The organism is Chryseobacterium joostei, from assembly GCF_003815775.1.
GTDB lineage: Bacteria > Bacteroidota > Bacteroidia > Flavobacteriales > Weeksellaceae > Chryseobacterium > Chryseobacterium joostei.
Map to the genome: position 1 here is coordinate 332,277 of NZ_CP033926.1, position 20,112 is coordinate 352,388.

At 35.8% G+C, this 20,112-nt stretch carries 20 protein-coding genes; 10 read left to right on the forward strand and 10 right to left on the reverse strand.

Annotated elements, in window-relative coordinates; genetic code table 11:
- Positions 1-63: 63 nt before the first annotated feature.
- The 4 genes from EG359_RS01540 (at position 64) to EG359_RS01555 (ending at position 3,232) form a co-directional block, all read left to right on the forward strand.
- The gene (locus EG359_RS01540; protein WP_076355675.1) at positions 64-1,041 is read left to right on the forward strand and encodes an acyl-ACP desaturase; all 978 of its coding nucleotides are present in this window, start codon (positions 64-66) and stop codon (positions 1,039-1,041) included.
- Between the two features lie 98 nt (positions 1,042-1,139).
- Positions 1,140-1,571: a BT0820 family HAD-type phosphatase gene (locus EG359_RS01545; protein WP_076355673.1), complete on the forward strand. Its 432-nt coding sequence runs from the start codon at positions 1,140-1,142 to the stop codon at positions 1,569-1,571.
- Between the two features lie 84 nt (positions 1,572-1,655).
- The gene (gene map / locus EG359_RS01550) at positions 1,656-2,465 is read left to right on the forward strand and encodes a type I methionyl aminopeptidase (RefSeq protein ID WP_076355671.1); all 810 of its coding nucleotides are present in this window, start codon (positions 1,656-1,658) and stop codon (positions 2,463-2,465) included.
- Positions 2,465-3,232: a class I SAM-dependent methyltransferase gene (locus EG359_RS01555; protein WP_076355669.1), complete on the forward strand. Its 768-nt coding sequence runs from the start codon at positions 2,465-2,467 to the stop codon at positions 3,230-3,232. Before map ends, EG359_RS01555 begins: the two co-directional genes overlap by 1 nt.
- Before the next feature lie 93 nt (positions 3,233-3,325).
- Here the strand turns inward: EG359_RS01555 and EG359_RS01560 are convergent, their stop codons facing one another.
- Together EG359_RS01560 and EG359_RS01565 are read right to left on the reverse strand one after the other, a co-directional pair.
- A complete protein-coding gene (locus EG359_RS01560) occupies positions 3,326-3,655 on the reverse strand; it encodes a DMT family transporter (RefSeq protein ID WP_076355667.1) in 330 nt (109 codons plus the stop codon).
- Positions 3,656-3,724: 69 nt separating this feature from the next.
- On the reverse strand, positions 3,725-4,288 hold the full coding sequence (locus EG359_RS01565; RefSeq protein ID WP_076355665.1) for a Crp/Fnr family transcriptional regulator: 564 nt from the start codon (positions 4,286-4,288) through the stop codon (positions 3,725-3,727).
- A gap of 257 nt (positions 4,289-4,545) precedes the next feature.
- On the opposite strand from EG359_RS01565, the gene era reads away from it, so the two are divergent.
- From era to EG359_RS01580, 3 genes are all read left to right on the forward strand, one after another.
- Complete coding sequence (gene era, locus EG359_RS01570; RefSeq protein ID WP_076355663.1) at positions 4,546-5,421, forward strand: GTPase Era; 876 nt, start codon at positions 4,546-4,548, stop codon at positions 5,419-5,421.
- 67 nt (positions 5,422-5,488) lie between these two features.
- Complete coding sequence (locus tag EG359_RS01575; RefSeq protein WP_076355661.1) at positions 5,489-5,917, forward strand: DoxX family protein; 429 nt, start codon at positions 5,489-5,491, stop codon at positions 5,915-5,917.
- Positions 5,918-6,070: 153 nt separating this feature from the next.
- On the forward strand, positions 6,071-8,473 hold the full coding sequence (locus tag EG359_RS01580; protein WP_076355659.1) for an alpha/beta hydrolase family protein: 2,403 nt from the start codon (positions 6,071-6,073) through the stop codon (positions 8,471-8,473).
- 77 nt (positions 8,474-8,550) lie between these two features.
- On the opposite strand, the gene EG359_RS01585 is transcribed toward EG359_RS01580, so the two are convergent.
- Positions 8,551-9,240 carry an HAD family hydrolase gene (locus EG359_RS01585; protein ID WP_076356032.1) on the reverse strand — a complete coding sequence of 230 codons (690 nt, stop codon included), beginning with the start codon at positions 9,238-9,240 and terminating at the stop codon, positions 8,551-8,553.
- 75 nt (positions 9,241-9,315) lie between these two features.
- On the opposite strand from EG359_RS01585, the gene EG359_RS01590 reads away from it, so the two are divergent.
- The 3 genes from EG359_RS01590 to EG359_RS01600 all read left to right on the forward strand — a co-directional run bounded on the left by EG359_RS01590 (position 9,316) and on the right by EG359_RS01600 (position 11,204).
- A complete protein-coding gene (locus tag EG359_RS01590) occupies positions 9,316-9,876 on the forward strand; it encodes a Crp/Fnr family transcriptional regulator (RefSeq protein WP_076356030.1) in 561 nt (186 codons plus the stop codon).
- A 257-nt stretch (positions 9,877-10,133) separates the two neighbouring features.
- A complete protein-coding gene (locus EG359_RS01595; RefSeq protein WP_076355657.1) occupies positions 10,134-10,637 on the forward strand; it encodes a GNAT family N-acetyltransferase in 504 nt (167 codons plus the stop codon).
- Between the two features lie 18 nt (positions 10,638-10,655).
- A complete protein-coding gene (locus tag EG359_RS01600; protein ID WP_123867244.1) occupies positions 10,656-11,204 on the forward strand; it encodes a hypothetical protein in 549 nt (182 codons plus the stop codon).
- 88 nt (positions 11,205-11,292) lie between these two features.
- On the opposite strand, the gene EG359_RS01605 is transcribed toward EG359_RS01600, so the two are convergent.
- From EG359_RS01605 to EG359_RS01635, 7 genes are all read right to left on the reverse strand, one after another.
- On the reverse strand, positions 11,293-12,654 hold the full coding sequence (locus tag EG359_RS01605) for an MATE family efflux transporter (RefSeq protein ID WP_076355653.1): 1,362 nt from the start codon (positions 12,652-12,654) through the stop codon (positions 11,293-11,295).
- Between the two features lie 100 nt (positions 12,655-12,754).
- Entirely contained in the window at positions 12,755-13,939 is a 1,185-nt protein-coding gene (locus EG359_RS01610; protein WP_076355651.1) for a sigma-54-dependent transcriptional regulator, read from the reverse strand.
- 56 nt (positions 13,940-13,995) lie between these two features.
- Positions 13,996-14,655 carry a YggS family pyridoxal phosphate-dependent enzyme gene (locus EG359_RS01615; protein ID WP_076355649.1) on the reverse strand — a complete coding sequence of 220 codons (660 nt, stop codon included), beginning with the start codon at positions 14,653-14,655 and terminating at the stop codon, positions 13,996-13,998.
- Positions 14,656-14,730: 75 nt separating this feature from the next.
- Positions 14,731-15,591, reverse strand: coding sequence for a polysaccharide deacetylase family protein (locus EG359_RS01620; protein ID WP_076355647.1), 861 nt, complete (start codon positions 15,589-15,591; stop codon positions 14,731-14,733).
- Positions 15,592-16,026: 435 nt separating this feature from the next.
- Positions 16,027-18,888, reverse strand: coding sequence for a heavy metal translocating P-type ATPase (locus tag EG359_RS01625; protein ID WP_076355645.1), 2,862 nt, complete (start codon positions 18,886-18,888; stop codon positions 16,027-16,029).
- A 192-nt stretch (positions 18,889-19,080) separates the two neighbouring features.
- Positions 19,081-19,641, reverse strand: a complete 561-nt coding sequence (locus EG359_RS01630) for a helix-turn-helix domain-containing protein (protein ID WP_076355643.1) — start codon at positions 19,639-19,641, stop codon at positions 19,081-19,083.
- The gene (locus EG359_RS01635) at positions 19,638-20,033 is read right to left on the reverse strand and encodes an acyl-CoA thioesterase (protein ID WP_076355641.1); all 396 of its coding nucleotides are present in this window, start codon (positions 20,031-20,033) and stop codon (positions 19,638-19,640) included. The genes EG359_RS01630 and EG359_RS01635 overlap by 4 nt, the downstream gene beginning before the upstream one ends.
- Between the last annotated feature and the right edge of the window lie 79 nt (positions 20,034-20,112).

The window sequence follows — 20,112 nt, forward strand, 5'->3', positions numbered from 1 at the left end:
ACTTTATTATGCGTTAAATAATAAATAAATCATATCTTTGTTAATTAAAAACTGAATAGTAAAATGTATCAAAAGCTTGTTAGGAAAGAAGTAATGGGAATATTGGAAAAGGAAGTAGGTTCTTTTCTTGATAAATTTTTAACGCCAATTGAAAAGATATGGCAGCCTTCTGATTACCTGCCAGATCCTTCAAGCGATGATTTTAAACACGATTTAGAAGAGATTCAGACTTTTGCCCGTGAGATGCCGTATGATTTGTTTGTAACATTAATCGGCGACTGTATTACTGAAGAAGCCCTACCATCTTATGAGTCTTGGCTAATGGGAGTGGATGGAGTAAATCAGGAACAAAAAGTAGGCTGGGCAAACTGGGTGAGAGCCTGGACAGCTGAAGAAAACAGACATGGAGACTTATTAAACAAGTATCTATATCTGTGTGGAAGAGTGAACATGAGAGAAGTTGAGATCACTACTCAATATCTTATTAATGATGGCTTCGACCTGGGTACAAGTATGGATCCGTACAGAAACTTCATTTATACAAGTTTCCAGGAAACAGCAACCAATATCTCTCACAGAAGAGTAGGAACATTGGCTAAACAGTCCGGAAACGGAAAATTAGCTAAAATGTGCGGAGTGATTGCAGCTGATGAAGCAAGACACGCTAAAGCTTACAAGCATTTCGTAGCTAAAATCCTTGAAATAGACCCATCAGAAATGATTCTTGCGTTTGAAGACATGATGCGTAAGAAGATTGTAATGCCGGCTCACCTGATGAGACAATCAGGACAGAAAGCTGGAGAACTGTGGGGGCATTTCTCAGATGCTGCACAAAGATGTATGGTATACACCGGTCATGATTATATTAATATTATGAAAGATCTTCTTGATGAATGGAAGATTGAACACGTAAAAGGCCTTACAGAAAAAGCAGAAAAAGCTCAGGAATACCTGATGAAGCTTCCTGCAAGACTACAGAAGATCACAGACAGAGTTTCAACACCTGATCTTCAGTTCCAGTTTAACTGGGTAAAGAGCTAGTAGAACCATATTATTATTTAAATTATAAAACTATTGAGTGCCTTTCTTTTTGGCACTCTTTTTTATTTCTTATCTTTGCAAAGCTAAAAAAGAACAAAATGTTAAATAATAAAAAGATTGCTGTTGACTTTGACGGAACCGTTGTGGATGATGCTTATCCGGCAATTGGTAAACCGAAAATTTTCGCCTTTGAAACATTAAAAAGGCTTCAGGCAGAAGGCTTCAGACTTATTCTTTGGACATACAGACACGGAAAAACGCTAGATGAAGCAGTAGAATTCTGCAAAAAGAATGGGATAGAATTTTATGCGGTAAACTCAAGTTTCGAAGGAGAAGTTTTTGATCCTGCCAATCAATCCAGAAAATTGGATGCAGACTGGTTCATCGATGATAGAAACATTGGTGGATTCCCGGGATGGGGTGAAATCTATAATATCATTCAGGAAAGAATAGAATTCCGTGTAGAAGGAAAAGAAGTTCTTGCCTATTCAAAACTTAAAAAAGAAAAGAAAAAAGGTCTTTTCTGGTAAGAAAAATATAACAATCTAACAGTGTACCAATTCATCAATCAATATTGTTACACTGATATATTAATACATTGGTAAATTAATACAATGATTCAATTAAAAACAATAGACGAACTACGTCTGATGAAGGAGAGTGCCCGATTGGTTTCTAAAACATTGGGAATGTTGGCAAAGGAAATAAAACCGGGAATTACCACATTATATTTGGATAAACTTGCTCATGATTTTATCAAAGATCATGGTGCTGAACCTGCTTTCTTAGGATATGGAGGTTTTCCAAACTCCCTGTGTATTTCTCCAAATGAGCAGGTAGTTCATGGTTTCCCAAACAATGAGGTTGTAAAAGAAGGAGATGTTCTTTCTGTAGACTGTGGCGTTATTCTTAACGGTTTTGTAGGAGATCACGCTTATACCTTCGAGATTGGTGAAGTAAAACCAGAGGTGAAAAAATTATTACAGGTTGCTAAAGAATCTCTTTACAAAGGGATTGAGCAATGTATCAGAGGAAAGAGAATCGGGGATATTTCCCATGCTATCCAGGCACATTGTGAAAAGGAAGGATATGGAGTAGTAAGAGAGCTTGTAGGACATGGTTTAGGAAGAAAAATGCATGAAGATCCACAAGTACCTAATTACGGTAAACAAGGAAGCGGAAAAGTTATCAAGGACGGTTTGGCAATTGCCATCGAGCCTATGATTAACCTTGGAACTGAAAAGGTGAAATTCCATAGTGATGGCTGGACAGTAACTACTTTGGATGATCTGCCGTCTGCTCACTTTGAACATGACGTAGCAGTAATCAACGGTAAGCCGGTATTGCTTTCAACATTTGACTATGTATACGAAGCTTTAGGGATTGTAAGTGACGAAGAAAAGCCTTTCCAACTGGATTTTTAATGAAGAAGATAACTAAGCTTTTACTGAATAAAATTCCACGTCCGATGCTGATTAAAATGAGCATCTGGGCAAGACCGCTTATTTATCAGTTTTTTAAAGGAGATACATTCTATGATCCTATTGATGGAAGATCATACCGGAAATTTCTGCCTTACGGATACGGAAAGCAAAGGGAAAATGCCCTTTCTCCCGGAACCTTAAGTCTGGAAAGACACCGTCAGATGTGGCTGTATCTTCAAAATGAAACCGATTTCTTTATTAAAAGCTATAAAGTTCTGCATATTGCTCCCGAACAGGAATTTTTAAGGAAATTCAAGAGAATGAGCAACCTGAACTATATTTCTGCTGATTTATATTCTCCAATTGTAGATGTGAAAGCTGATATTTTGGATCTTCCTTTCGAAAATGAAAGCTTTGATATTGTTTTCTGCAACCACGTTCTGGAACATATTGAAGATGATGCAAAGGCAATCAGTGAACTATACAGAGTAATGAAACCCGGAGGATGGGGAATTCTTCAGGTTCCGATGAGAAATTCATTGGAGAAAACCTATGAAGATTTTACCATAAAAGACCCAAAGGAACGTCAAAAGCATTTCGGCCAATACGATCATGTTCGTTGGTACGGAATGGATTATTTCGACCGTTTAAGAAAAGCCGGTTTTGAAACAGAACCTAATTTCTACTCACAGAAATTTTCAGAAGAAGAAATAAAAAAATACGGGTTGAGAAGCAATGAGATTCTTCCTGTAGTTTTCAAGAAATAATAAAGCAATACGCTGAAAAAATAAAACCGTCTTCATCACGAAGGCGGTTTTATATTTAAACTAGATAGAAATTATTTTTACAGTTCCTGTTTCTTAGTGAGAAGAAACCGCTTTTAATCCAATTACAGAACCAATTAAGGTAATGATAAAGAATATTCTCCAGAAGCTTACCGGATCCTTAAAGAAGAAAATTCCCATTAAGACAGTTCCTACCGCTCCAATTCCTGTCCATACAGCGTAAGCCGTACCGATAGGCAATGTATGGGTAGCTTTGATAAGCAAAAGCATGCTTATAGTCATCGTTATCAGGAAGCCTGTGTACCAAAGATACATCTCTGTTCCTGATGTCTCCTTTGCCTTTCCTAAACATGAAGCGAAGGCAACTTCAAATAATCCTGCGATAACTAATATGATCCAATTCATTTTGTAAATTTTTCTACTGCAAATTTCAGAATTTATGAGCAGAAAAAATTTTACAATTGTTAAAAAAAACTATTTTATCTCTGCCCGAATTCTGCTTAAGCTTACCTGTGTAATCCCAAGGTAAGAGGCTATGTGACCCAGCTGAACCCTCTTTAATAAATCCGGCTGATACAGGATAATATCCTTATACCGTTCCAATGATGTTTTAAACTGTCTTGAAATGATGAGCTCTTCCGACTTTATCATTTCAGCTTCCGCAAGTTTTCTGCCCCAGTTGGCAATATGAATATCCTCATTGAACAATGTTCTGAGGTTTTCTGTTTCCAGTCTGTATAAATCACAATCTTCCAGCAGCTCAATGCTTTCATAACCGGGTTTGTCTTCCACATAGCTTTTCATGGAAAGTATACATTGTCCCTCGCTTCCGAACCAGAATGTAATATCATTGTCGGATGTTGAAGAATAAGCACGTGCAATTCCTTTACGGATAAAATAGAGGTGTGGTATCACCTTATCTGCCTCCATCAGGCAATATCCTTTTGGATGAGAAACTTCTGTGATATATTCTTTTAAGCTATTTTTGGAAGCCTCAGGAAGTATATAAATTTGATCAAGAATCTGGTCTATATTCATAAATATGAATTCTAATATTCAAAAGTATCAGTTTTAAGTAATGTGATACAAAATAATCTGATGATTTTTTATAACGATATTAAATAATTTGGTTGTACTGTAATCTTTTGATTAAAAATGTTAATCCTGTTTTTATTAAAATATCTCTTTGCAGCATATCATAAGATTATATAACTCTCTTTTTTCTTTTAAATATTGAGATTAACCGTAAAGACCAATTTTGTTTTAGTAACTTTGCAGTTCGTAATATTATTTTTATGCACAAAGCTGGATTTGTAAATATAGTTGGAAAGCCGAATGCCGGAAAATCTACACTACTTAACCAATTGATGGGAGAGAAGTTGGCGATTGTAACGCAGAAAGCCCAGACAACCCGTCACAGAATTTTTGGTATTTATAATGAAGAGGATCTTCAAATCGTATTTTCTGATACTCCCGGAGTATTGGATCCTAAATACGGATTGCAGGAAAAAATGATGGATTTTGTAAAGGATTCCCTACAGGATGCTGATGTATTCCTGTTTATTGTAGATGTAACTGATAAAGCTGAACCATCAGAGTTCCTGATTGATAAATTAAATAAAATTCCTGTTCCTGTACTTCTTTTATTAAACAAAGTAGACCAAACAGATCAGGCTGGTCTTGAAAAACTGGTAGAAGACTGGCACAACAGAATTCCTAAAGCTGAAATTCTTCCAATTTCTGCCCTGAATGCCTTTAATACAGAAATTATCCTACCTAAGTTAAAGTCTTTATTACCTGAAAATCCACCTTACTATGATAAGGATCAGTATACAGACAAACCGGAAAGGTTCTTTGTAAATGAGGCTATCCGTGAGAAAATTCTTTTAAACTATGACAAGGAAATTCCATATTCTGTGGAAGTGGTTACCGAGCAGTTTAAGGAAAAAGAGGGAATTATCTTTATAGATTCTATTATCTATGTAGAAAGAGATACCCAGAAAGGAATTATTATTGGGCATAAAGGCGAGGCTATCAAGAAAGTAGGGACAGATGCGAGGTTAGATCTTGAAAAATTCTTTTCCAAAAAAATTCACCTGAATTTATTCGTAAAGGTGAAAAAGGATTGGAGAAAGAATGACCGAGACCTGAAGAATTTCGGGTACAGATAGACTAAAAACACTGTAGATTCCTTTGTATTAAAAGATTTTTATTAACTTAGTCTAAATTTTTTAGTAAATGAACTATAATAATTCAAATTCAAGCTCAATACCTAAAGATATTATTTTATTGGCAGTGAGAGTGTTTGTAGGTTTTGCAATGCTTTCTCATGGATATCCAAAGCTCCAAATGTTATTGGCGGGCGGTAAAATTGAATTTTTCGATTTTATGGGATTAGGTCCACAGATTTCACTGATTCTTACGGTAATTGCTGAATTTGCTTGTTCAATCTTACTGATATTAGGACTTTTTACAAGGATTTCCTTAGGTTTTTTGATCTTTACGATGGTCATTGCAGGATTTGTAGTTCATGGGGCAGACCCTTTTGAAAAAAGAGAAATGAGTCTTATTTATCTTTCTGTTTATCTTCTCCTGATGATTATCGGAGCCGGAAAGGTTTCTGTAGATCATATGATTGAAAGAAGAAAAAGAGCTTCAGACTGGTAATAAACTTACTGAATATAATATAAAAGAGCATCAATTGATGCTCTTTTTTTATTGGAGTTATATTTGAAATTGTCTTTGTTTTCAGATGTTCTACGTGATTTGGTATGTTGGTAATTATTCAAAAATCACTACATTCGTGGAAAATGAATCTATATGAAGATAAAGCTGACAATTTGCCTTCTGGCATTTCTCAATTTTTATGATGCACAGGAGAATATTACCTATCAAAAGCCTTCTGCAGAAATTCTGAAACTGGCAGATTATGACAGGCCGCCTGCCGTTTTGATGAACAGTAAGAAAGACTGGGTTGTGTTTACCTATAGACCGGCTTATAAAACTCTGAATGATCTTAACCAGCAGGAAATGAAACTGGGAGGACTAAGAATCAATCCGGTTACTAATATTGCCAGTACGGTTACTTATTTTAATAATCTTAAAATAAGAAAGATCGGGGATAAAAATGAGACTCAGGTAAAAAATCTACCATCAGAAGCTAAAATTGCACATCTTTTATTTTCACCGGATGAAAAAAAACTAGCCTTTACCAATACTACGGATAAAGGAGTAGAGCTGTGGATCATAGACATGCAAACTGCCACTGCAAAAAAGATTACACAAGATACCCTGAACGCAAACTTAGGATATCCATATATCTGGTATAATGATTCACAAAGTCTATTGATAAGAACGCTTCCTCAGAACAGACCTGCCTTGATTGATTCAAGCAAGGATCTTCCAACAGGACCTATTGTTTCTACAGCAGATGGAAAGGTTTCACAAAACAGAACATATCAGGATCTTTTAAAAAATCCACAGGATGAGAAGAACTTTGAGGTTCTTGTATCTTCTGAAGTTTATAACGTAGATCTGAACGGAAACCTTAAAAAGCTTATGGATAAAGATATGTATTCAGGGTTAAGCTTTTCTCCGGATGGTAATTACTTATTGACAACCACAATCAAAAAACCATTCTCCTATATTGTTCCACTGAACAGATTTCCCTCAACATCAACTGTGTATGATACGAAGGGAAATGTTGTGAAAGTGGTAAACGAAGTTCCGCTTAATGAGATTATGCCAAAGGGGTTTTCATCAGTAAGAACAGGAAAAAGAGATATGAATTGGAGAAGCGACGCTCCGGCAACTCTAGTGTATACTGAAGCACTTGACGGAGGAAATCAACATAAAGCTGCCGAATATCGAGATGAAATCTTTACATGGGAAGCTCCATTTACAACGGCTCCAAAGTCTTTCTTTAAAATGAAGCAGAGATATGAAGATATTAATTGGACCAATGATCATTACGCTGTAGTTTCTGAAGAATGGTATGACACCAGAAACACAAAATCATTCCTGATTGACCTTAATAATGGAGAAGCAAGAGTTATTGATGACAGAAATGTTCAGGATGTCTATAGTGATCCAGGGAAATTTAACAAGGTAAAAAATCAATACGGAAAGTCTGTTATTGATATGAAAGGAGGGAAGACTTATCTGATAGGTGACGGATTTACAAAAGACGGACAGCATCCTTTTATTGATGAAATGGATGTTAAATCGCTGAAAAAGAAAAGACTTTATACGTCAAACATCAAGAATGCAAAGGAAAATATCGTTGATATTCTAAATCCATCGAAAGGAGAGATTTTGACAACTCAGGAGGCTTCAAACCAGTATCCAAATTATTTTAAAAAGAATATTAAATCTAATAAAACAGAAGCTGTAACTTATTTTGCGAATCCTTTTGAAAGTATCAAGGATATTTACAAGGAAGTTATTACCTACAAAAGGAATGATGGTGTTACCCTGAGTGGTATTCTTTATCTGCCCGCAAATTATGACAGAAAAGCGAAAAAAGAAAAGCTTCCATTGTTAATTTGGGCCTACCCAAGAGAGTATAAAGATAAAAATACAGCAGGTCAAAGTACTCAGAATGATAATGACTTTACATTTCCAACTTACGGATCTTTTGTATATTGGACTACTAAGGGATATGCTGTGCTGGATCATGCCGCTTTCCCAATCATTGGAGAAGGAAAAACAGAACCCAATGATACCTTTATTACTCAGTTGGTTGCCAATGCAGATGCTGCCATCAACGCGGTAGATCAACTGGGATATATTGATAAAAAGAAAGTGGCTGTAGGAGGGCATTCCTATGGGGCCTTTATGACTGCCAATCTCTTGACTCATTCTCATCTTTTTGCATGTGGTATTGCTAGAAGTGGGGCATATAACAGAACATTGACTCCATTCGGATTCCAGAGTGAGCAAAGAAATTATTGGGATGTTCCGGAGGTTTATAACACGATGTCTCCTTTTATGAATGCTGATAAAATGAAAACACCATTACTTTTAATTCATGGTGATGCAGATAACAACCCAGGGACTTTTACATTACAGACTGAAAGATATTTCCAGGCCTTGAAAAACCTTGGTGCTCCGGTAAGAATGGTTCTTCTTCCAAAAGAATCCCACGGATACCAGGCTAAAGAAAATATTCTGCATGTTTTATGGGAACAGGATCAGTTCCTTGAAAAATGTTTGAAAAAATAATATATAGAAAGAGGTTGTTTACTGTAAACAACCTCTTTTTTATTTAAGTGAAAAAATGCAGCCTTAAAGCTTAAAAATCATAAGTATTTTAATATTTCATCAATGCTTTTCAGTTCCATAAAATGCTCATGCTCCAGATTCACATCATGCTGTTCATGGTTCCATGTTACATGATAAGGAATATGTGCTGCAGATCCTCCGATTTCCAAAACAGGTAGAATATCAGACTTAATGGAGTTTCCTAGCATCAGGAAATTTTCTGGCTGACAGTCAAGGTGCTTCAATAACTTTTTATAATCATTTTCTTTCTTGTCACTCATGATCTCAATATGGTGGAAATAATCCTGTAATCCCGAATTTTTAAGCTTCCGTTCCTGATCCAGTAAATCTCCCTTTGTTGCTACAACCAGTCTGTATTTCCCTTTTAAACTGTCCAGCGTATCCGTAACTCCATCCAAAAGCTCAATGGGTTTTTGCAGAAGTTCCTGGCCCAATTCAATGGCTTTGTTAACCAGTTGTAAAGAGGCTGTATTATTGCTAACTCTGCTGATGGTTTCAATCATACAAAGCATGAAGCCTTTTACCCCATACCCATACAAATGCAGGTTTTGCATTTCGGTCTTAAATAATTCCTGAGAAACAGAGTGCTGAGGAAGGTAATCTTCTAAGAGTATACAGAATTCTTTTTCTGCCTCCTGAAAATAAGGCTCATTCACCCAAAGAGTATCATCTGCATCAAAGGCTATAGTCGTAATGTGATTATTCATTTTAGTTTTGTAATTTTCAGGTTCAAATTTCAACATAAAAAATAAAACAGAAAAGGACAATTGTCCCGAATGAATATGTTACGGACGAATCAATCATTTTTAAGCTATCTTGAAGAGCTTTATCATAACCAGAATGGAGAAGATATTGTGTTACAGTCTTTTCCCAAGGGAGAAAGGTTATTAAATCAGGATCAGCCTCTTTCCAAAGTCATGCTCATTAAAGATGGCATTGTAAAATGTTATTTTGGAGAAGAAAATGGTAAGGAATATATTGTTGAGTTTTTGGGGAATGGAGAGATTATTGGAGAGGTAGAATTGATAAAAAATATTCCTTGTTTGTGTGGTATTGAAGCATTGACTGATGTTGCAGTGTATACCATCAATCTGAATCATTTTAAGAACCTGATTAAAAGTGATCTTATCCTGAACAACTTGCTACTAGATTCCTTTGCTGAAAGGATTATTAATACTTCCAGCAGGGCTTCTTATCAGCAACTTTATACCATAGAACATACATTGGCACAACTGCTTAAAATGCAGTCAAAACAGAATATCCAAATTTCAAAGGAAAATATGGCTGCCTACCTGGGAATTACAGTGAGAAGCTTAAATAGAATTTTAAAAGATTTGAAATAATTTCGTTGGAAATGGGAGTAGTAAAATGAGCAGTATTCAATTTTATCGGAGATAAAATCTTTGCGTCTTAAAATATCAAATACGATCAGATCCATCGCGCCTTTGCGAATTTAAATATTAAAAAAAAAGGTTTTGGTTTTTGTTTTTAAGGGGTTTAATTGATTTTAACATTATTATTTATATAAAATAGTTGAATTCTAAAGGGGTGTTTTGAAAATTTATTATTTTTGTATTAAAATAAGTTTGATTTAATATCAATGGAAGAATTAAAGTTCAGAAATGCTGAGTTGGTAGATTTAGATAAAATCGTGGCCATATATAATTCCACAATTGCTTCAAGAATGGTGACAGCTGATGTGGAGGACGTCTCTGTAGAAAGCAAGCAGAAATGGTTTAATGAGCATAATCCTGAAACAAGGCCACTCTGGATTGTTGAAGACCACGAAGATCAGATTATAGGATGGGTAAGCTTTAGTTCATTCCACGAAAGACCTGCGTACAACGGAACGGTGGAAGTGAGTATCTATCTGGATGAAAGCTGTAGAGGGAAAGGCTATGGTAAGACCATTCTTCAGTATTGTATTGATAATACCGGAAAATTTGGAGTGAACAACCTTGTAGCGCTTATCTTTCTTCATAATGAGCCAAGTCTGAAGTTGTTTAGGTACTTTGGATTTGAAGATTGGGGAAAGCTTCCCGATGTAGCTGTTTTGGATGGGGTTGAAAGAAGTTTGGTGATTTTAGGTAAAAGAATTAAATAGAATATTAATTTCCTTTCCATGAATAATATACTAATGGTTCTATTTGCTTTTGTTTTTTTTATTCAAGGAAAAGGACAATTAGACCATATTAATAGCGGAAAATATCATTCTGCAAAAGAGCATTTTGAAACCAAATATCAAAGGCAAGAACATTCAAGATTTTTGAGATCACAAATCAGAATTGAAAAGAATAGGGTTGTCATGAATGTTATTAATGTTATTGAATTTTCTGAAAGTTTGGATGATAAATATAAATTTATTCTTGAAAATGGATTGTTAAATCCAGTAAGGATTAACGGAAGTCCAGTACTAAGAATTTCAGTTATAGATGAATTACCTTTACTTAGTACAGATCCTCAAACTAAAAGATTTAAGCTATGGGTGTTTGTTCAGGAAAATGGATCCTTAAAACAAGAAAAATTAGAGAATTTATTGAAGAATAGTGTGAATCCTGATGAATATTATTTTGAACTCTACAATGAAAATGCTGATATAAATACAAGTTTTAATGAATTTGTAGAAGGTGCAAAATTGACGTATATAGGATATGGCGGGATTATAATTTAATTCGATTAATTAATATTTGAAAAGTTATAACGTATAAGTTTATAATAATAAAAAAAGGCTGCTTCTATTGAAACAGCCTTTTTCAGTATTATATATTCTGCTTAATTCTCTTGGCAGACATATTCAGGAATCGTTTAACAAGGAAAACAGCTGATACCGTTAATCCAAGTCCAAGGGCGATCCACATTCCAAAGGCTCCCATTTCCAGGGTAACACAGAAGAAATATCCTAAAGGAATCGTAATAACCCAGTAAGCGATAAAGGTATAAATGGATGGTATTTTAACATCCTGCAAACCTCTCAGCATTCCTAATGCTGTTACCTGAATTCCATCAGAAAGCTGGAATAAAGCAGCAATAATCATTAGTTTTGAAGCCAGAGCAATGACTTCAACCTCTTCTTTTTTCGTGAAGAATGTCGGTAATATATTTCTGCCTAGTACGAAGAATAATCCGCAGATGCACATAAATATAAATGCAATCTTTAAATTATTGATTCCGACTTTTCTTAATTCAACAAAATTCTGTTCACCCAATTTTCTTCCAATCATAACGGTAGAAGCTACACTGAACCCAACGCAAAGGTTGAATGTAAACGAAGCCATACTCAATGCAATCTGGTGAGAAGCAATGTCATGTGCAGAGATCAATCCGCAGATAAAGGCAGCGCCTGCAAAGGCAGTTACTTCAAAGAACATCTGTAAAGCTGTAGGTAATCCCAGTTTTACCATTTTATCAAACATAGCCTTAGAGAAGTCCTGTACTTTCAATGAGAAGTCTTTGATATAACGTTTTGTTCTCTCTTCTTTAATCAATACAAAATAAAGGAAAACAACCATAAATATTCTAGAGATCAGAGTTGCTAGCGCAGATCCTTTTACCCCCATTGGAGGTATTCCCCAAAGTCCCTTGATAAACACATAGTTTAGGGCAATATTGATGATATTAGCAATAATAGTAGCCTTAGTAACACCAATTGTATAGGATAGGCCCTCTGATACTTCACGAAGCGTCTGGAAAGCCATAATGGGTATCATGCTGACCACCATAATACTTAAAAAGCCTATGGTGTCCGGAATAATCTTCGCTGGCTGTCCGGAATGATGAAGTAGAGGCATTACCGCAAATAAGACAAGCATAAGAATAATTCCCACTGCCATATTGATGACAAAACCATGACTAAACACGGAATTAATAGTAGCATGATCCTCCTTTGAGTGTGCTTCTGAAACCAGTGGCGGGATTGCAAATGAAAATCCAAGTGCCAATACAAATATGGAGAAAAAAACTGCATTTCCTAATGAAACAGACGCCAAGGCATCTGCTCCCAAAAGTTTTCCAACAATAATATTGTCGAATAAATTTACTGAAACTTGCCCTACCTGGGTGAGCATCACAGGCAGAGCCAAAGTCAGGCATTCTTTTGTGTAGTTTTTGTTTAAAAATTTCATAATATTTTAAGATTCATATAGTTTATAATTCAAACAGTCCAAAAAAAAATTTGCAGTAGTGATACTGCAAATTTTTATAATATTGTAAATAATAGCTTTATTATTTCCTTACAAAACTTGCAACGTCATCCGCAGAAACAGTATTTCCACCAAGAATAATTAATCTTTCCACAACATTCCTTAATTCTCTGATATTTCCAGTCCATGAAAGTGCTTTTAAAGCATCAATAGCTTTATCATCAAACTTTTTCATAGCAGTACCATGCTCATCAGCAATCATACCGGAGAAATGCTCAACCAATAATTTGATATCGTCTTTTCTGTCATCCAATGGCGGAACATAGATTTCAATTACAGAAAGTCTATGGTAAAGGTCTTCTCTGAATTTCCCTTCCTCAATCTCTTTCTGCATATTTTTATTAGTCGCCGCAATTACTCTTACGTCAACTTTTATTTCCTTATCACTTCCCACAGGAGAAACTTTGCTTTCCTGAAGCGCTCTCAATACCTTAGCCTGAGCAATAAGGCTCATATCTCCAATTTCATCAAGGAAGATAGTTCCGCCATTAGCCTGTTCAAATTTTCCTTGCTTATCCTTGATAGCACCTGTAAAAGATCCCTTTACATGTCCGAAAAGCTCAGATTCAATAAGTTCAGATGGGATTGCAGCACAGTTTACTTCAATCATTGGTCCTCTTGCACGCTCACTTTGGTTGTGGATAGCATGAGCTACCAATTCCTTTCCTGCACCATTGGGTCCTGTAATCAAAACTCTGGCATCGGAAACGGCTACCTTTTCGATCATATCCTGAATCTTCTGCAGGGCAGGAGAGGTACCGATCATTTGGTATTTTTTGCTAACTTTTCTCTTTAAGGTTTTGTTTTCAGTCTGAAGATTTTTGTTTTCTTTCTTCAGGGTTTCCTTAGCCAGCGCATTTTTTACACTGGTGATCAGTCTATTGATGTCAATTGGCTTGGAAATAAAGTCATATGCGCCCTCTTTCAAGCAGGAAACAGCAGAATCAATATCTGCGTGACCTGAGATCATGATAAAAGTAGTTTCTGGTTTTAATATAAGACTTTGCTTTAAAAGTTCAGTTCCTGAAAGTTTAGGCATTTTGATATCAGAAATCACCAGTGCGAAATCTTCTTTTTCTACCTGCTTGTAACCTTCAAGGCCGTCTTCAGCGATAACAAATTCATATTCTGTAAGTTCATCAGACAGAATACTGTGAAGTACTCCCGAGATTGCTTTTTCGTCTTCTACTATAAGGATTTTTTGCATAGTTGCAAATTTAAATTTTTTGTTTCAATTATTAGCAAAAACTATACCTAAAAATTCTATTTAGAATAGTCTCTTCTCCCAAAAATGGCGGATCCAACCCTTACAGAATTGGCCCCACATTCAATGGCTACGGGGAAATCATCACTCATTCCCATTGATAAGGTTTTTAATGGTTTTAGTTGATTTAATTCATCAAAAAGACCTTTTAAAGTTAAAAACTCATTTCTCACCTGTTGTTCATCATCCGTAAAAGTAGCCATTCCCATTAAGCCTGTAATCTCAATGTGAGGAAAACCTCCATCAATATACTGTTGGAATAAATCTTTAGCTTCTGATATTTCAAGTCCGAATTTACTTTCCTCGGCTGCTATTTTTACCTGAAGCAGAACTTTAATTGTTCTTTCATTTTTTCCTGACTCCTTGTTGATTTCAGCTAATAGTTTTTGAGAGTCTACACTTTGTATGGTATCTATAAATGGAGCTATATACTTCACTTTATTGGTTTGCAAATGTCCGATAAGGTGCCATTGGATGTCTTTAGGCAGGAGAGGATATTTTTCCATCAATTCCTGAACCTTGTTTTCTCCAAAAACTCTTTGCCCCAGATCATAGACTTCCTGTATAGCAGAAACCGGATGCGTTTTTGAAACTGCAACCAGTTGAACATCTGACGTAAGCTGATCCTTTATCGTTTGATAATTTTCCTTAATACTCATAAATGCAAATTTCCGAAATTTACCTGAGAGTTCCCAGTTAACAATACATTTTACCCTGTATTTTTATAAAGTAGATTAATTCAAAACCTCGTTTATCTTCGGATATTGAGAAATCTTTCTGAAAACAAATCGGTTGCTTTTCTGTAGTTTTTCAATAAACAGATCCAATTCATTGATAGAATCTGTATCTCTAAGATATTGGTCGTGAGTTAAGAATACAAGGTGTCTTGATGTCTTTTCAAGATCATTCAGGAAGATGCTGTCTACTTTTTTCAGCATGGCTTCATGGCTTCCTTTCAATGTCATTTTTTGGGAAGGTCTCCATTCAAGATCCCAGCCAATTACTTTGTATCCTGCTTTTTTAAGGCCGTCTGCAGCCGCAGTGGAGCTTTTAATATCGGTTACATTAATATTGTTTAGTCTCCAGATATTTCTACCGGGAGTTCTTGCTATTTTATCATGAAGCTTAAGGCTGTCTTTGGCGATGTCAAAATCATGAACAACACTTTCTGCGTTTCTGTAAAAATCAGTGTATTTGTTATGAGCGTGTGTAAAGCTGTGATTGGCTAGTTCAATCAATGGATTTTGCTTCAACAGTTCAAAGTCTTTCTTTTGTCTTGTGCTTCCGTATGCATGCTTTCCAACTAAAAAAGCAGTTGCACACACATTTCTTTTGTCAAGGATTTTTAAAAGATTTTCTGTACCCTGGTTGGGACCATCATCAAAGGTAAGATAGATTACTCTTTTGTCCGGGTCTACATTTTCCTCATCCATCTGGGTGACGGGTTCTGCGGTAGGATGTTCCTGCGAGCTGACAGAGTCACTCACTTCATTCTTAAAATTACAGCTGTTTACTAGAACAGTAGTTGCACTCACCAATGCAAACATCCCGAGAAAAGTCCTATTTCTTGACTTTCCCGCAAAAATTTTTCTCATAAGGGTAATGGAAATTAAATTGTTAAAAATCGTTAAAAATAACCCTTGAATGTTAACAAATTATATGCCATTGATTCATGTGTTTTGCTATTTTAAGGATATTTTAAGAACTTTATTTTAAAGGATATCTTTGTTAAATCTTTTATAGGTAACTAATAATTCTGTTTTCTTTAAATCTTAACATTTATAATTGTCAAAACGATAGGTTTTCTCTATTTATGTTCGGATTTTAAAATTCTTCATAGGTAGGAGAATTAATTATTAAAAAATAATTTTTAACTCTTTTTTTGAAAGAAAATTAATTTTCATAAAACCTCTTATAAAATTTTAGCAAGGATAAAAATCAAATAGTTTTAAAGCTTATTTAATGAATATAAAAAGAACCCTTTTCATGGCTTGATGAAAAGGGTTCTTTTTTATTGAAATTTTAAAATGCTATTTTATATCCAGATCTACTGAATCTAATCTCAATGAATTTAATATCACAGATAGTGAGCTTACACTCATGGCTGCTGCTGCAATCATCGGAGACAATAGAATTCCAAAGAAAGGATACAATAATCCTGCTGCAACCGGGATTCCCAATACGTTATAGATAAATGCAAAGAACAGGTTTTCTTTGATGTTTTTAAGAAGCTTTTCACTTAAGAGTTTTGCCTTTGCTACTCCAAGGATATCTCCTTTCAATAAAGTGACTTCTGCACTTTCTATGGCAACATCAGTACCGGTTCCCATTGCAATTCCTATATCTGACTGGGCAAGAGCAGGGGAGTCATTGATTCCGTCACCGGTCATGGCTACAACTTTTCCTTGTTGCTGTAATTTTTTTACCTCATTTAATTTATCCTCCGGAAGACAGTTTGCTTTAAAGTGCTTGATTCCAAGTTCTGCGGCAACAGCTTTTGCGGTGTGCTCATTGTCTCCGGTCATCATAATAATGTCAACCCCTTCACTCATTAATCGTTCTACAGCCTTTTTGGAGCTGGCTTTAATTTTATCTGTAAAGCTGATGAACCCTAAAACCTGATGATCCTGTGCGATATAGGAAATGGTATGTGCTTTTGATTGTACTTCAATTGCTTTTTGTTTCAACTCGTTTGGAATCTGAATCTGGTGGGAGGTTAATAGGTTTTCGTTTCCAAGGTAAGCTGTTTTACCATTGATGTTTCCTTTTATTCCCTTACCTGAAACATTTTCAAACTGATCTACTTTTTCTGCTGATATCTTCTCTTCCTTTGCCCTTTTGATCACAGCACTGGAAAGTGGGTGCTCAGAATTTTGATTTAAGGAAAATGCAAGCTTTAAAAGCTGTTTCTTGTCCTCATTATTGACAGTTTCAATATATTCTACAGAAGGTTTTCCTTCCGTTAAAGTTCCTGTTTTATCAGTGATTAAAACATTGACCTTGTTCATTTGTTCAAGAGCTTCTGCGTTTTTAATCAGAATACCATTTTTGGCACCTTTTCCAATTCCTACCATTAAGGACATTGGAGTGGCTAAGCCTAGAGCACACGGACAGGCTACAATTAAAACTGCTACTGCATTAACAAAAGCGAATAAGCTTCTTTTCCCTTCCGGACCGAAAAACAGCCATGATACAAAGGTAAGTGCCGCAATAAGGATTACTACAGGAACAAATACTTTTGAAACCTTATCTGTAAGCTTTTGGATAGGAGCCCTGCTGCGGCTTGCTTCATTGACCATTTTAATAATCTGAGAAAGGAGAGTTTCGTCACCTACCTTTTCAGCTTTCATAATAAAGACCTGATTCCCGTTAATGGTTCCTGAGGAAACCTTTTCGTCCACACTTTTTTCAACAGGAATGGGTTCTCCCGTAATCATGCTTTCATCTACAATAGAATTTCCCTCTGTAATTTTTCCGTCAACAGGAATTTTTTCACCCGGTTTAACCTTTAATATATCTCCGATTTTTACCTGTGAAAGTAAAACTCTTTTTTCTTCCCCATTCACAATCAGATTGGCTTCATCTGGTGATAAATTCATCAGTTCCTTGATGGCGTTTCCTGTCTTTTTATGGGCTGCGGCTTCCATTAACTGTCCTAAAATAACAAGGGTTAGGATGACGCAAACCGCTTCAAAATATAATGGAATTTCATGATTATGTCCTCTGATTTCATGTGGAATAATATCAGGAAAAGCCAATGCTGCAATACTGAAAATAAATGCTGCTGCCACTCCCAGTGCGATAAGACTGAACATGTTAAGGTTCCATGTTTTAAATGATACCCAGCCTCTTTTCAGCAGAAACCAACCTGAATAGAACATAACAGGAAGCGTTAAAGCTAGTTCAATGTATCCCTGAATCTGATGAGAAAAAGGAAAATTAATAAACATTCCGCCCATTGAAAGAATGAAAACAGGAATTGTAAACGCCAGTGAGGTGATGAATTTTCTTTTTAGAATATTATAGGTTTCATCTTCTTCATCGTCTGCGTTGTCGGGCATTCTTACCAGGTCCATTCCGCAGATTGGGCAGTCTCCGGGTTCATCTCGGATAATCTCAGGATGCATCGGACAGGTGTACTTTGCTGTTTTCTTTTCAGGATATTTTACAAGATCCATCCCGCACACCGGACATCCTACATTGGAGTCATAAGTTTTGTCTCCCTCGCAATACATTGGGCAATAATATTTTCCGGCCATTTCATCTGTAACCTTCGGGGCTTCATGATGATGGCTGTGGTTATGATTGTGGGCATGTGAATGCGAGTGTTGATGGTGTTCGCCTGCATTTTTTGCAAGATCGTTTGTAATCTCTTCTAAATGCATATGGCATACGGGACAATCTCCTTTTTCATCATATACCTTATCTCCCTCACAAAACATCGGGCAATAGTATTTTCCAACACTGCTTTTGAAATTTTCAGGAAGATTGGTGGATGAATATGTGGGTTTGTGGTTAGGGTCCTTAGCTAGTTTCTCTTCAATAGGAACTAAGTACATATTACAATCCGGACATCTTTCGCCTTGCTTGAAGTATACTTTGTCTCCCTCGCATTCCATTGGGCAATAATATACTGAGGATGGAGAGACACGATCCTGAGGTTTTACAAATGCTTTTTCAGGATTGTTAGGGTCTTCAAGTCTGTATTTTCCTATCTCTGCTAATGCATCGTTTAAAACTGAAAGTTCAACTTCGTGGTCAGAAGTAATTGTTGCGGTATTGTTTTCCAGATTTACATCAGCCTTTACCCCGTCTATACTGTTCAGTTGGTTAGATATCTTTTTCTGGCAACCGGAACAGGTCATTCCGAGAATTTTATACTGTTGTTCCATGATTCTTAAATTTATATTACAAATTTCCAAAATGGAAAGCTAAGGTTGTTATAAATTTAAGGATAATAGTTATAGAATTTGGCTTGAGGGTGGTGAGGTGTTATAAGTGATAAGATATTAAAGTGTTAGAGTGGGAGATGTTGTTTTTTTTTTTACAATATTAAAATTCTCCCACGCTCCGACTCTTACACTTTAAAGATTGTCTAGTGGTTTTCTGTGATGGTCCTTTAACTTCTTGAATTCAGTAGGAGTAAAACCTGTAACATTTCGGAATTGAGAAGAAAGGTGCTGTACACTCTTGTAACCCAATTTTCCTGCAATTTCAGTAAGGTTGAACTCATTATATAGAAGTAGTTCCTTTACTTTTTCTATTTTTTGAAGAATAAAAAACTGTTCCAGGGTAATATTCTCGTTTTGGGAGAATGTTTTTGAAAGCGAGCTATAGTCTTTATGAAGTTTTGAGCTTAAAAATTCGGAAAGTAGGAAATCTTCATCAATATCCAGCTCACGGACCTTTACAATGATTAGGTTTTTGATTTTTTCAACAAGTTGATGTGCGGAATCCATAATTCTTTCAAAACCGGTTTCCAGAAGTTTTTCTTCAATGGATTGCATGGTACCGACAGGGATTTCTGCATCTGTTTCAACTTCTCCCAGTATAACGGAGCTTGTTTTTACATCCGCATTACTAAAGATTGTTTCCACAGCAGCAATACACCTGCTACAGACCATGTTCTTTATGAAAATCTTCATTGTCCGCTATTTAATCTGTCTTTTACAAATTCAATTTGAGTTTTACCATGAGGAGCAGGATTTCCATCGCTGTCCAGATTAACCATCACAATTTTATCAACAGTAATGATGGTTTGATGGGTCATTTTGTTTCGAACGTTGCATTTTAGAGTAATGGAAGAGGAGCCGAAATGAGATGCCTCAATTCCTATTTCTATAATGTCACCTTGTTTTGCTGAGCTTACGAAATTGATCTCTGAAATAAACTTGGTAACAACCTTTGTGTTTTCCAATTGAATAATAGCATATAGCGCAGCCTCTTCATCAATCCATTGTAGTAGTCTTCCTCCGAAAAGAGAGTGATTAGGATTTAAATCTTCGGGTTTAACCCATTTTCTAGTATGATAGTTCATATTCTTAAATAATTTGCAGTACAAATTTAGTGTTAAAAGCTGGAGTTGTCAAAAGAACCACATATATTGATCTGAAAAG